12 protein-coding genes and 1 tRNA gene are annotated in these 14,033 nt (G+C 36.8%); 10 read left to right on the forward strand and 3 right to left on the reverse strand.

The annotated features are described in order from the left end of the window. Positions 1 to 69: 69 nt before the first annotated feature. Positions 70 to 1,605 carry an aldehyde dehydrogenase (NADP(+)) gene (locus SLW70_RS02810; RefSeq protein WP_320890462.1) on the reverse strand — a complete coding sequence of 512 codons (1,536 nt, stop codon included), beginning with the start codon at positions 1,603 to 1,605 and terminating at the stop codon, positions 70 to 72. A gap of 332 nt (positions 1,606 to 1,937) precedes the next feature. Here SLW70_RS02810 and SLW70_RS02815 point away from each other — a divergent pair, with 332 nt between their 5' ends. The 3 genes from SLW70_RS02815 to SLW70_RS02825 are packed head-to-tail and all read left to right on the forward strand — an operon-like array spanning position 1,938 to position 5,327. Then, complete coding sequence (locus SLW70_RS02815; RefSeq protein ID WP_320890464.1) at positions 1,938 to 3,374, forward strand: circularly permuted type 2 ATP-grasp protein; 1,437 nt, start codon at positions 1,938 to 1,940, stop codon at positions 3,372 to 3,374. Between the two features lie 34 nt (positions 3,375 to 3,408). Then, positions 3,409 to 4,362: an alpha-E domain-containing protein gene (locus SLW70_RS02820; protein ID WP_320890465.1), complete on the forward strand. Its 954-nt coding sequence runs from the start codon at positions 3,409 to 3,411 to the stop codon at positions 4,360 to 4,362. 5 nt (positions 4,363 to 4,367) lie between these two features. Next, positions 4,368 to 5,327 (forward strand): transglutaminase family protein, encoded by a 960-nt coding sequence (locus SLW70_RS02825; RefSeq protein WP_320890466.1) that lies wholly within the window; start codon positions 4,368 to 4,370, stop codon positions 5,325 to 5,327. Between the two features lie 51 nt (positions 5,328 to 5,378). Here SLW70_RS02825 and SLW70_RS02830 read toward each other — a convergent pair. Beyond that, a tRNA-Leu gene (locus SLW70_RS02830) sits at positions 5,379 to 5,458 on the reverse strand. Between the two features lie 283 nt (positions 5,459 to 5,741). On the opposite strand from SLW70_RS02830, the gene SLW70_RS02835 reads away from it, so the two are divergent. From SLW70_RS02835 to SLW70_RS02865, 7 genes are all read left to right on the forward strand, one after another. After that, complete coding sequence (locus SLW70_RS02835; protein WP_320890467.1) at positions 5,742 to 6,683, forward strand: ribose-phosphate pyrophosphokinase; 942 nt, start codon at positions 5,742 to 5,744, stop codon at positions 6,681 to 6,683. A 66-nt stretch (positions 6,684 to 6,749) separates the two neighbouring features. Continuing rightward, complete coding sequence (locus SLW70_RS02840; protein ID WP_320890468.1) at positions 6,750 to 7,364, forward strand: 50S ribosomal protein L25/general stress protein Ctc; 615 nt, start codon at positions 6,750 to 6,752, stop codon at positions 7,362 to 7,364. Between the two features lie 549 nt (positions 7,365 to 7,913). Continuing rightward, a complete protein-coding gene (locus tag SLW70_RS02845) occupies positions 7,914 to 9,062 on the forward strand; it encodes a pyridoxal phosphate-dependent aminotransferase family protein (protein ID WP_320890470.1) in 1,149 nt (382 codons plus the stop codon). Between the two features lie 156 nt (positions 9,063 to 9,218). Next, positions 9,219 to 9,620: a GxxExxY protein gene (locus SLW70_RS02850; protein WP_320890471.1), complete on the forward strand. Its 402-nt coding sequence runs from the start codon at positions 9,219 to 9,221 to the stop codon at positions 9,618 to 9,620. 37 nt (positions 9,621 to 9,657) lie between these two features. Beyond that, a complete protein-coding gene (bioD, locus tag SLW70_RS02855; RefSeq protein ID WP_320890473.1) occupies positions 9,658 to 10,281 on the forward strand; it encodes a dethiobiotin synthase in 624 nt (207 codons plus the stop codon). A gap of 364 nt (positions 10,282 to 10,645) precedes the next feature. Continuing rightward, positions 10,646 to 11,917, forward strand: coding sequence for an adenosylmethionine--8-amino-7-oxononanoate transaminase (gene bioA / locus SLW70_RS02860; protein ID WP_320890475.1), 1,272 nt, complete (start codon positions 10,646 to 10,648; stop codon positions 11,915 to 11,917). 147 nt (positions 11,918 to 12,064) lie between these two features. Further along, positions 12,065 to 13,219, forward strand: a complete 1,155-nt coding sequence (locus SLW70_RS02865; protein WP_320890477.1) for a beta-ketoacyl synthase N-terminal-like domain-containing protein — start codon at positions 12,065 to 12,067, stop codon at positions 13,217 to 13,219. Between the two features lie 242 nt (positions 13,220 to 13,461). On the opposite strand, the gene SLW70_RS02870 is transcribed toward SLW70_RS02865, so the two are convergent. Next, the gene (locus tag SLW70_RS02870) at positions 13,462 to 13,932 is read right to left on the reverse strand and encodes a regulatory protein RecX (RefSeq protein ID WP_320890479.1); all 471 of its coding nucleotides are present in this window, start codon (positions 13,930 to 13,932) and stop codon (positions 13,462 to 13,464) included. Positions 13,933 to 14,033: the final 101 nt, after the last annotated feature.

Here is a 14,033-nt window from a genome sequence, read left to right on the forward strand (position 1 = left end):
CAACATTCCATAAAAAAATCGCAAACTAGCATGACACTAATTTGCGATTTTCACCGTATACATAAATTTTTATTTTGTGAAAACACCATCCACTAATCTCCAAATAGAATAAGGGTTTTCATCTTTCAAAGCTTCAGGAAGCAAGAACGAAGGATAATCTTGATAACAAACAGGACGAACAAATCTCTTAATTGCTAAAGTTCCCACTGAAGTAGTCTGTGGAGCAGTGGTAGATGGATAAGGACCACCATGCACCATGGCATGACAAACCTCAACCCCTGTAGGAAAACCATTAACTAAGATTCTACCCACTTTTAATTCCAAAATCGAAAACAATTCTTTATAATTTTCAAAATCGGCAGGAGTTCCATGAATAGTCGCCGTCAAATGCCCTTCTAAATTTCGTGCTGCTTCTAGAACCTCAGCTTTTGTATTGGCTTCAACCAAAACTTGCGAAGGGCCAAAATTTTCTTCAGCTAAAACTGCATTCTCAGTATACGTTTGCATCGATACCTTAAAAACAGTAGCCTGCGCCGTATTACTCAAATCCGAAGACTGACCTTTGGCAAGCAAAGACACATTTTCTAAAGCTAAAGTATTTTCTATATTCTTATTATAATTTTTTGAAATTCCCGCAGTCAACATCGTTCCAGCAGCTGTTTCATTTATTTTTTGTGCCAATGTAGTACTAAAAACAGAAGTAGCTTCTGATTTTTCAACAAAAGCCAAACCTGGATTGGTACAAAACTGCCCTACTCCTTGAGCGATAGAAACCGCCATCCCAGCTGCAATAACTCTTCCTTTTTGTTTTAAAATTTCTGGCAAAATAAATACTGGATTTGTACTTCCCATTTCGGCAAAAACAGGAATCGGTTCTGGTCTGGCATTCGCCAAATCAAATAAGGCTTTTCCTCCCGCAAATGACCCCGTAAAACCAACCGCTTTTATCGCTGAATGTTGCACTAAATTAGCTCCAAATTCATTTGTATTTCCTTGTACCAACGCAAAAGTACCTTTGGGCATACCACATTTTTCAATCGCCTTTTCAAAGGCAGTCGCCACCATCGCCGATGTACCAGGATGAGCTGGATGACCTTTAAAAATAACCGGACAACCAGCAGCCAAAGCCGAAGCTGTATCACCACCTGCTACTGAAAACGCTAATGGAAAATTACTCGCTCCAAAAACCGCAACTGGTCCAATTGGCACTAACATTTGACGAATGTCTGATTTAGGCAGCGGACTTCTCTCTGGCTGTGCTGTTTCAATTTTAGCATCAACCCATGAACCTTCGCGTACAAAATCAGCAAAAAGTTTTAATTGTCCTACTGTTCGTCCTCTTTCCCCTTGTAACCTAGCCATTGGCAAAGCGGTTTCAAGATGACATCTTTCCAATAAAGCATCCCCTAGATTCAAAATTTCTTCTCCTATTTTTTCTAAAAAATCAGCAATACTATTTTTATCTTTTTTTCGGTAACTATCAAAAGCAGTAACGGCTTGTGCTACCACATCATTTAGTGCTTCTTTAGTTGTATTTGAAAATTCTCCTTCTAATTTTTGGTTATTCGAAGGATTAAAGGCGTAAAATTTTTGAGTTTCAGACATTATCTTGGATACTTTAAGTTATAAATAGAACCACACTATCGAGAGTGTTCCTATATATTTAAAGCAAAGATAACTAAAAAAATAGGCGAACCCTAAAAGTGGTTAACCAGTTTTAAGGATTTAACACAATTAGCAATATCAATAAATCGCAAAAATTAAGGTAAGAAAAACATGAATCTATAAAAAAGTTTAGTTTTAAAATCAAAGTGATAATTATTATAAAATAAACAACAAAATCCGTTTTTTGAAATAAAAAAACAAGTAAATTAGTGTATTAGCTATAATTTTATAACTAAAAACAACATTTGTTTAAATTTTTAATAATTAAGGGTATGATAAAATTAACACCCAATTTAAACCCGAAAGGATGGGATGAGATGTTTTCTAAAGAAGGAGTGAGAGAACCATATCGTCAAGTACTTCAAACATTAGAAAGTTTAAACCTAGAAAAGCTTACGCAAAAACAAAAGCAAGCTTCGGAAATTTTCATGAATCAAGGAATCACTTTTACAGTTTATAGTGATAATGATGAAGGAATCGAAAGGATATTCCCTTTTGATATCATCCCTAGAATCATAACACAAAGAGATTGGCTAGAAGTCGAAACTGGTATTGCTCAGCGATTAAAAGCCCTCAACTTATTCTTGGAGGATATTTATAACGCACAATTAATTATTAAAGATGGAATTATCCCTGCCTCTTTAATTGCCTCTTGCCCGCATTATATCCCCGAAGTTCACGGTATTAAATTACCACACGACATTCATGTACATATAGCTGGAATAGATTTGATTCGGGGTGCCGAAGGTGAATTTTATGTCTTGGAAGACAATTTACGTTGCCCCAGTGGCGTAAGTTATATGCTTGAAAATCGCGAAATAACCAAGCGAGTTTTTCCCGAAATGTTCAAAAGCAATAATGTGAGCATGGTCGTGAATTATCCGATGATTTTTCACAACATCCTTGTATCGCTTTCGCCAAGAGCCATTTCAAATCCCAATGTCGTCTTACTGACACCCGGAATTTATAACTCGGCTTATTACGAACATACTTTTTTAGCTAGACAAATGGGAATTCCATTAGTGGAAGGACGTGATTTGGTTGTAAACAATAACAAAGTTTATATGAAAACCACCTCTGGCTTGCATCAGGTGGATGTTATTTACAGAAGACTAGACGATGAATATTTAGACCCATTAGTTTTTAAACCCGATAGTACTCTTGGAATCCCAGGACTTATCAGCGCTTATAAAGCTGGAAATGTGGCCTTGGTCAATGCCGTAGGAAATGGTGTTGCCGATGACAAAGCAGTCTATGCTTATGTTCCTCAAATGATTCAGTATTATTTGAACGAAGAACCAATATTAAAAAATGTCCCCACCTATCAAATGGAGAATAAAGAAGAACGCGAACATGTATTTGCTAATATGGAGAACATGGTCATCAAAGAAACCAATCAAAGTGGTGGTTACGGAATGATTATGGGAAATAAAGCTAGCCAAGAAGAACTTGACGCTGCTAAAATTGCCATCATAGACAACCCTCGTAACTTCATTGCGCAGCCCATTATCCAACTCAGCACAGTGCCTTGCTTTATTGATGGTGAATTAAAATTACGCCATGTGGATTTACGTCCCTACGCCCTTTGTGGTCCTAAAGGAGTTGAAATCGTCCCTGGCGGACTCACACGAGTGGCGTTAACTGAGGGCTCCTTAGTCGTCAACTCTTCACAAGGAGGCGGTAGTAAAGACACCTGGATTATGAAATAATTTTGATTGACATTCACCTTTAAACGATACTATTATGGAAGTAAATATGCTCAGCCGAGTGGCCGATGGCATCTATTGGCTCAATAGATACATGGAACGAACAGACGGAATGCTGCTCACACTCAATACACTTTATATTATGTCATTTGACCAAGAAACAAATGACCATCAAGGCTATAAACCCTTATTAGAATATTACACTGATTTATCTGATGAGGAAATAAACCAAGTACAATACAATACCAATTATGTCCTGAAATACATAATTTGCGATGCCAAAAACGTCAATTCAGTAAAGAATCTAATTACCCGAGCCCGTGAAAATGCGAGAGGTTCTCAGGATAAAATTACCAAAGAACTTTGGGAACATATCAACTCAATGTATCATTACATAAATGCTCCCGAACTCCCACAACGCTTAGAAACAGCGGAAGCCATTGGTATTTTATCCAAACTTAACAAAGATTTCTTATTGTATAACGGAATTTTTCACGTGACTATGCCTAGAGGTTTAGGCTGGTGTTTTTCAAGTATTGGAAAAAACTTAGAACGATGTTTGCAAACCATCACTTTTACACAAGCCTATTATAAACCCATAAATTTTAACCTAGAAGGAGACGAAGATTTCCTCTATTGGAGAAAACTACTGCTTTCATTATCAGGATATGAATTATACATGAAAAGCTATAGTAATATTCCACACAACCGCAAAGTAGTTCAACAAGTTATCTTTAATAAAGATTTTGCTCATTCTGTAATTTACACCTTGGGACTAATTGAAACGAGTCTTAATTGTTTATTTAAAGACAATCATTTGAGTGAAGCACGAACCATGCGCAACCATTTTGGGCGTCTCAAGAGTGCCGTGGAGTTTACGGATTATCATCATCTAACCAATCAACAATTGCAACACGTACTCGAAGACACTAAATTACAATTGAATGCATTTTCGACTGACTTTTCTAAATTATTCTTTTCTTATACCTAAAATCAATGGCAGTTTTCAAAATCGTTCACATCACTAAATATCAATACAATTGGCCTATTAAGGAAAGTATAAACGAAATTCGTTTATTTCCGCATCATTTTGTAAATCAAGATGTGCTACAATACCAACTCTTAATCACTAACAATCCTGAAGTAATCATTTCGGAAGATTATCATGGTAATAGAGTCGGGAATTTCAACACCCTTGAAGCCCATACCGAAATGTGCATAGAAAGCAGAATGTTAGTACGTGTTAGTCATTCCCTCAAAATCCCAGAGATTGATCACGCAACGGTAAAAGATTTAATAAATGAAAAAGAAAAAAGCATCAGCTTAACGAGATTTTCTTATCCCGAAGACATCAAAAAACAAGATGAAATTGAACAGATATTAAAAAATATAGGAACTGAAAACAAAACCATTATCACATTAGCACAAGAATGCAATGAATATATTTACACTCATTTTACATATACTAAAGGGATTACCACAATAAACACTACACTAGATGAAATTTTAGAATTAAAAAAAGGAGTATGCCAAGATTTTGCACATCTCCTACTCCAACTAATGCGAACTCTAGGAATTCCCGCTCGTTATGTTAGTGGTTATATTTGTCCAAATCAAAGTGGCATGAGAGGTGAAGGAGCCACCCACGCTTGGGTAGAAATCTACTCCCCTATACAAGGTTGGCTAGGGATTGACCCAACCAATAATATCTGGACGATGGACAACCATGTCAAACTTTCTGTAGGATTAAATTTTTCCGATTGCACTCCTGTAAAAGGAACTTTTAAAGGATTAGCCAAGCAAACCCTATCCGTATGCGTTTCTATTGGCTACGAGGACGGCAGGCATTTTGAAGAAATTAATGATGTTCAACTTCAAGAGGTTTCAACTGAAGTACAAGAACAATTGGATTATATTGACCATTTATACCAGCAGCAAGAACAACAGCAGCAATAACAAATTTAGATATAAAACAAAAAAAAACCGCTTCTTTCGAAGCGGTTTTTGTACCCGGAGCCGGAGTCGAACCGGCACGGTTTCCCACAGGTGTTTGAGACCAGCGCGTCTACCAATTCCGCCATCCGGGCTTAGCAGACAAAGATAATAACAATTATCTCAACGCAATAAAAGAGGAGATTGTAAATCAACCATCGATTCCTTTAACACGGTGCAAATGTATAAAAAATATTTAAAGCTCCAACTAAAAATACTTAAATTTTTCCTTTCAGAGTTGATTATTTTTTATAAATTTGCAGCTCGTTAAAACAAGAGACACTAACTAATTATATCCGAGGTAAATACAAATAATAAGCTATAAAAAACAATATAGCGAATCTGTATGAGAGCAACGGAACAAAAACAACAAATTAAATGTCACACATAGAGTCAGAAGCTAAAATCTTTTCTTCTTCACAAAGTGTCTATCTAGCTGAAAAAATAGCTAAGGAGTACGGAATCCCTTTAGGAAAAATGACTATGTCACATTATAGTGATGGCGAATTCCAACCTTCTTTTGAAGAGTCTATCAGAGGACTTCGTGTATTCCTAGTTTGCTCTACCTTCCCTTCTACAGATAATTTAATGGAATTGTTATTGATGATTGACGCTGCAAAACGTGCATCAGCAAGACATATTACAGCTGTTATCCCTTACTTTGGTTGGGCAAGACAAGACAGAAAAGACAAACCAAGAGTTCCGATTGGAGCAAAATTGATAGCAAAAATGCTCGAGACTGCTGGAGCTACTCGCATCATGACTATGGACTTGCACGCAGATCAAATCCAAGGATTCTTTGAAAAACCAGTAGACCATTTATTTGCTTCAACTATTTTCCTTCCTTATATTAAAAGCTTAAAATTAGACAATCTTATGATTGCTTCACCTGATATGGGTGGTTCTAAAAGAGCATATGCCTATTCTAAATTTTTAAATTCAGAAGTCGTAATTTGCTACAAACAACGTAAAGCTGCCAATGTTATCGAGACAATGGAGCTAATCGGTGAAGTAAAAGGAAAAAATGTAATCCTAGTAGACGATATGATCGACACAGGAGGAACATTAGCAAAAGCTGCTGATTTGATGATCGAAAAAGGAGCATTGAGCGTAAGAGCAATTTGTACTCATGCTATCTTATCAGGTGCTGCTTACGAAAAAATCGAAAACTCTCAATTAAGCGAATTAATCGTAACTGATTCAATTCCGTTGAAAAAAGAATCTAAGAAAATCAAAGCCGTAAGTTGCGCGCCTCTTTTTGCAGAAGTAATGCATATGGTACAACACAACAACTCGATTAGCGGGAAGTTTTTGATGTAAAAAAGACTTAAAGTCGTCAAACACTTTAAGCACAAACAAGAATTATTAATAATTATATATACAAAAATGAAGTCGATTACAATTAAAGGATCAGAAAGAGAAAGCGTGGGCAAAGTTGCTACTAAAGCCTTACGTAATGCTGGAGCGGTTCCTTGCGTTTTATACGGAGGAGATCAACCAGTGCACTTTTCTGCAGAAGAAAAAGCATTCAAATCATTGATTTACACTCCAAACGCACACACAGTTGTGATCGATCTTGGAAATGGAAAATCTTTCAATGCAATTTTACAAGACATTCAGGTTCACCCAGTGTCTGACAAAATTTTACACATTGATTTCTTTCAAATCTTTGATAACAAAGAAATCACTATTGAAGTTCCAGTAAAAGTAACTGGAAAATCAAAAGGTGTTATGGCAGGTGGAGATTTACGTATGAACAACCGTAAATTAAAAGTAAGAGCGTTACCAGCAAATCTTCCAGATTTCGTTGAAGCTGACATTACTCCATTGGATATGGGTAACAAATTATACATTACTAAAGTTCCTACTCCAAACTTTAAAATCATGCACCCAGACAACACTGTTATCTGTCAAGTGAAGATTTCTCGTGCGGCTATGAAAGCGGCTCAAGAAGCTGCAAAAGCTGCAAAAGCAGGACCTGCAAAAGGAAAGAAAAAATAATATTTTTTCAAATAAAACTAAAAGACTGTCCCACAAAGACAGTCTTTTTTTTATGCCTAAATTTCAAATTAGAGTATTGTTTTTTAGGAGCTATTCCTGCTATACGTTTCAATCTTGTGGCGGCTTAACGCCTGCCGCCACAAGGATTTCCACTTCTATCAGGGCTAGGGCAGTTGTAGCTCCAATAACGATTTTAATTATCACAACAACGCTGCTATTTTTAACTCGACAAAAAATCAAAATCAGTATCCGCGAAAAACTGCCAAATCTGCGTGCTTATATTTTTACACAGATTTTCATTTCACCGAAATAGAAAATAATTCGAGAGAATTTTTCAATTCTATTTAACTTCTCTTTTGAGTTGAATAAATAATAGCCACGAATTACGAAATTTAATTCGTGAATTCGTGGCTTTTTAAATCGTATATTCTGGTCGCTTCACCAAGTTAGCAACACTATTGTTAAAGTCTTAAAACCATTTCTTTTTATCTGTGTCCAAAAATTTTTAAAGCATTAAATTTTTATCCAAAATCATACTACCTTTGAAGCATGAAAAGAATTCCGCCGCAACTTGTAGCCAAACTGGAAAAAAGAATACAATCCAACTCCTTAAGGCAATTAGGAAGCACACGCTCACCTATTGACTTTTCATCTAATGATTATATAGGATTCTCAAAATCACAAGCCATTTTCGATGAAACCCATGAATACTTACTCCACCATCAGTGGAATCAAAACGGTGCCACGGGTTCTCGATTAATTTCGGGAAACCACCCTGTTTACACTGTAGTCGAAAACGAAATTGCCTGTTTTCATCAAACAGAATCGGCTTTGGTTTTTAATTCAGGTTATGATGCCAATGTTGGTTTTTTTAGTTCCGTTCCTCAAAAAGGAGATTTTATTTTCTATGACGAACTTTGTCACGCTTCCATCCGCGACGGAATCCAATTATCAAATGCTAAAGCCTATAAATACACCCATAACGACTTTGAAGATTTAGAGCGACTCATACAACGATGTCAGACTGAGCTTGTCGAAGTCTATATTGTTACCGAAAGTATTTTCTCCATGGACGGCGACACACCAAACCTTGAAGAATTGACCACACTGACTGAAAAGTACAATTGTCATTTAGTAATAGACGAAGCCCATGCATTAGGCGTTTTTGGAGACAAAGGAGAAGGCTTAGTACAATATTTAGAACTACAAGACAAAGTATTTGCCCGCATCATGACTTTTGGAAAAGGTCTTGGTTGTCACGGAGCCGCAGTTTTAGGCACAACCGACTTGAAAACCTATCTAGTCAATTTTGCCCGTAGTTTTATCTATACCACAGGATTGAGCCCACATGCAGTTGCAACGATAGGAATAGCTTATAAAAACTTAGAAACGCAATCTCAGTCGATTGAGAAATTACGAAACAACATCACCGTTTTCAACCAACAAAAGAAGTTAGCAGGATTACAACCTATGTTTGTTCGTTCCAAATCGGCGATACAATGCGCTATCATTCCAGGAAACGAAAAAGTAAAAAACATAGCGAGTCAATTACAAGAAAAAGGTTTTGATGTAAAAGCCATACTTTCCCCTACCGTTCCCGAAGGACAAGAACGATTGCGGTTTTGCTTACATAGCTACAATACCGAAGAGGAAATAACGGAGCTATTGAATACATTAGGATCGTTGGTTTTTTTGTAGCCCACAGATTAAACGGATTTTACTGATAGACACTGATAATTTTATTTTCTTATGGTTAAATAATCGTATTATCTCTAATAAAAAAATATTTCACTTAAATCTATTCATAAGTATTTTTTGTATTTTAGCTCAGTTCACTACCAATACTGATGTTTTATGTCAAACCTACTTCACAAAGCTTTAACTGACTTAATATTAAAAGTCTACTTTGACGTTTACAATCAATTAGGATATGGCTTTTTAGAAAAAGTGTATCAAAATGCTATGTATTTTGAATTAAAGTCACTTGGATTAAAAGTGGAAGCTCAAAAACCAATAAAAGTCTATTTCAAAAATCAACTAGTTGGTGAGTATTATGCTGATTTACTAGTAGAAGATAAAGTAATTGTAGAATTAAAAGCTTGCGAACTTTTGATGAGTGCTCATATTGCACAAATCATGAATTACCTAAAAGCAACAGAAATTGAGGTAGGTCTCGTTTTAAATTTTGGAGAAAATCCCGAATTCAAACGCATTCTATACACAAACGACAGAAAAATTAATAAAAAAAATCCGTGATAATCGGTTAAATCCGTATGATCTGCGGCCCATTACTATGAAATTATTTATAACAGGAATATCTACTGATGTAGGCAAAACAGTTGCCTCTGCAATTATCACCGAAGCTCTCGAAGCTGATTATTGGAAACCCGTTCAGGCCGGCGATTTAGAAAACTCAGATACGCATAAAGTACGGTCGTATGTATCGAATGAGAAATCGGTTTTTCATAAGAACAGTTATGCTTTGAACACACCTGCAAGCCCACATTTGGCAGCAGAACTCGATGGAATCACCATTGATATCAACCAAATAAAATTACCAGAATACACTAACGAACACCTTGTTATTGAAGGCGCGGGCGGTATTTTCGTTCCTTTCAATTCTACGGACATGGTGATTGATTTGATTCAGCCGGATTATAAAGTGGTGGTAGTTTCTAGACATTATTTAGGAAGCATCAACCATACCTTATTGACTATTGAGGCTTTACAAAACAGAAAAATTGAGATTGCTGGAATTGTTTTTAGCGGAGATGAAAACCTAGCGACCGAAACGATTATTTTAAACAAAACAGGTGTTAACTACCTAGGTCGGATTGAGCAAGAACCTTATTTTGATAAAAATGTCATCAAGGAATATGCGGAACGTTTTAGAGAAAAGCTTTTGGGATTGCAATAAAATGGCACACTGATTTAACGATTAACACCGATTTTTATTAAGAGCTAATCTTTATTAAAAGGCAAACCTCAAAATTGCGGAAAATAAAATTTCATATTGCATCCGAGTAAATATGCAACATCCGTGGGCTAATAAAAACGTGAATTTATAAATCGGCACTTGATGTTGTCCTGAGTCCCGCGTGAGGGATTGAAGCTGGCTACCAAAGTAGCGCGGAAAGCCCGACAGCAGTAGCAAAGGGGCTGTATCAACGCAAAGGAAAGTAAGCCCCTTTGCTAGTGGTGGCACGCCCAAAGAGATATTCCTGTTAAAAGAGTCGGCTGTTTTATGGGGACTGTGTATCTTTGCGGCATAGTTTATACTTATGACTTTAGCAGCACGAAATTTAAAACACAATTGGCATCCTTATACACAACATAAAACTTCGCGAACGCCTATTGCGATTGCTCGTGGAGAAGGCGCGTTATTGTGGGACGAGGATGGAAAAGAATATATTGATGCGATTGCATCCTGGTGGGTAAATCCTTTTGGACACGCCAACCGCTTTATTGCTGACGCGATTTACAAACAATTGACCACACTTGAACATGTGCTTTTTGGTGGATTTACCCACGAACCAGCAGTGGTGCTTTCGGAAAAACTCATCGAAATATTGCCTAATAATCAGCAGAAACTTTTTTACTCTGACAACGGTTCAACCTCGGTAGAGATTGCAATCAAAGTAAGCATGCAATATTTTTTTAACCAAGGAATCAAGAAAACCAAAATCATTGCTTTTGAAGATGCCTTTCATGGGGATACTTTTGGAGCGATGGCGGCCAGTGGAATTTCGTTTTTTACGGAAGCGTTTAAAGATTCGTTGATTGAAGTGGTTCGGATTCCGGTACCTACGGCTGGAAATGAAGCCAAAAGTATTGAAGCTTTAGAAAAATTAGCGGCAACGAATGAATGTGCGGCTTTTATTTTTGAACCTTTAGTGCAAGGTGCTGCGGGAATGGTGATGTATGCTCCTGAAATCCTAGACCAATTGATGGCGATTTGTAAAGCTAATGAAGTATTTACAATTGCAGATGAAGTGATGACGGGTTTTGGAAAAACGGGACGTAATTTTGCTTGTGACTATTTGGAACAACAACCGGATATGATGTGTATATCGAAAGCTTTGACAGGCGGAACCATCCCGATGGCGATTACGAGTTTTACACAAGAGATTTTTGATTGTTTTTACGATGATGACATCAACAAAGCCTTGTTTCACGGACATACTTTTACAGCGAATCCTACGGGTTGTGCTGCGGCACTGGCGAGTTTGGAATTACTCCAATCTGAAGAAATGCAGGAGAATTTGAAACGAGTGCACGCCAATCATTTGGTTTTTGAAGCCAAAATGAAACAGCATCACAAAGTCAAAACGACTCGGGTTCTGGGTGTGATTTTGGCAATCGAAATCAAAACGGACAGTCAAGAAAGTTATTACGGATCGATGCGTAACTTGTTATATGATTTCTTTATTGAAAACGGTGTGATACTGCGACCGGTTGGGAATATTGTGTATGTTTTGCCTCCGTATGTGATGACTGATCAACAACTGAACAAAGTATATCACGTTATTGAAAATGCATTAGAAATCATTTAAGATTTTTCAAACATATAGATTCCTATTTTAAACCATTAAGAGATTAAGCTTCATTAAGCTACTCCTTAATTTTCTTAATCTCTTAATGGTTAGTTTTTTTTCTAACTCTATTAAATTGTTAGTTTTACTCATTAAACAACTATTATTTTGTCACAAAAAATAGCGATTACCGCCCTTGCTTCTGTATCACCTTTGGGATCTCAACCTGAGTTGATTTGGAACAACTATTTGAATACTGCAAATTGTTTTTCGAAACAGTTTTTGGATCATCAAGAAACTATTGTTGGTGCAATTTCAGCTGATGACACTTTGTTGTTAGAGGAATTACGATTGTCCGATGTAAAATATAAATCACTTGACAAAAGTGTTTTACTTGCGATGGCGGCTTCCCGAAAAGCGATGGCGCAAGCTGGATGGAAAAAAGGGTCGGCTTTCGGGATTAATATTGGTTCTTCTCGTGGGGCGACGGAGTTGTTTGAGAAACATTACAAAGATTATCTGGAAACGGGGAAAGCGCAAACTTTGGCTTCTCCGACTACTACTTTAGGTAATATTTCGTCTTGGGTAGCACATGATTTACAGACTTCAGGACCTGAGATTTCGCATTCTATCACTTGCTCTACGGCTTTGCATTCGTTATTAAACGGGGTGGCTTGGTTACGCGCTGGTATGGCTGAACAATTTTTAGTGGGTGGCAGTGAAGCGCCTTTAACCGATTTTACGATTGGACAAATGCGCGCCTTAAAAATCTATTCGCAACTGGATGATGAATACCCGAATCGTTCCCTAGATTTAGATAAAAAACGAAGTACGATGATTTTGGGCGAAGGGGCGTCTGTTTGTTGTTTAGAGTTGGGTGAAAAAGAAAATGCACTGGCGTATGTAGAATGTATTGGGTATGCTACCGAAATTTTAGAACACAATATTTCTATTTCGGCTGAAGCGGTTTGTTTTCAAAAATCGATGATAATGGCTTTGAAAGATACTGATTTGGCTACCGTTGACGCGATTGTGATGCACGCGCCTGGAACAGTCAAAGGTGACTTGACAGAGTACAAAGCGATTGAAAAAGTGTTTGGCGAAAGCCTACCCTTACTGACTTCAAATAAATGGAAAATCGGACATACTTTTGGCACTTCGGGCATGTTGAGTATTGAGTTGGCTATTATGATGATACAACAGAATACGTTTGTTGCTGTACCTTTTGCAAAAACGCAGGAAACGGGGAGAATGATTCGTAAAGTACTGGTAAATGCAGTAGGTTTTGGTGGGAATGCCGTTAGCGTATTGTTGACTATTTAATTTTTTTTGGAACACAGATAATAGAAATTAAAGAAATTTTAAAAAATCTTTGAATTGCTTTGTTTGATATTGGACGCAGATATTACGGTTGGCTAAAGCTACAACGCGGATAAAAACAGATTTATCACCTTTAGGCTAAAAAAACTCTTAGTGCCTTAACGTCTTAACGGTAAAAAACTTTGTGAACCTTTGTGCCTCCTTTGTGTTCTTTGTGGTTAAACTTTTTTATAACACCGTTGCTGTTAACTCCCTTCTAGCTCTTTCATTCTATCGTAAATCAAGAAGCTTTCAAACCCTCTTCTTAAAAAATAATCGCAAAACTTTTTCCGTTTTTTCATCTGATTGGTTTCGGTTAACGAGTCCCAATGTTTGAGTGTGAAGGTGTTGAAATTCTCCTCATATTCCTCAGGAGTGATTTCTTTTAAAGCAATATTGATTAGCGTTTGATTTATTTTTCGAAGTTTTAATTCGTTGGTAATACGGATTTTACCCCAATGTTTGATGCGGTGTTTCCCTCTTGCAAAACTGCGTGCAAAACGCTCTTCGTTCAGGAAATTATCGGTTATTAACTGACTGATAATTTGGTCGATTTCGTTCGCCTCCATTTTCATTTCGCGCAATTTAGAGATTACTTCTTCATGGCAACGATCTTGATAAGCACAGTAATGCTCTATTTTTTGGAGCGCTTCTTTAATGGTGTATATATCTTTCATAAGAGAAGCGAAATTTAAACATTAATATTTACAATAAACTAACCATTTTAAACAAATCAAAAACTACCTAAAAAAATAACTAATCTTTCATTTTCATAAAA

It is taken from the genome of Flavobacterium sp. NG2 (genome assembly GCF_034119845.1).
GTDB lineage: Bacteria > Bacteroidota > Bacteroidia > Flavobacteriales > Flavobacteriaceae > Flavobacterium.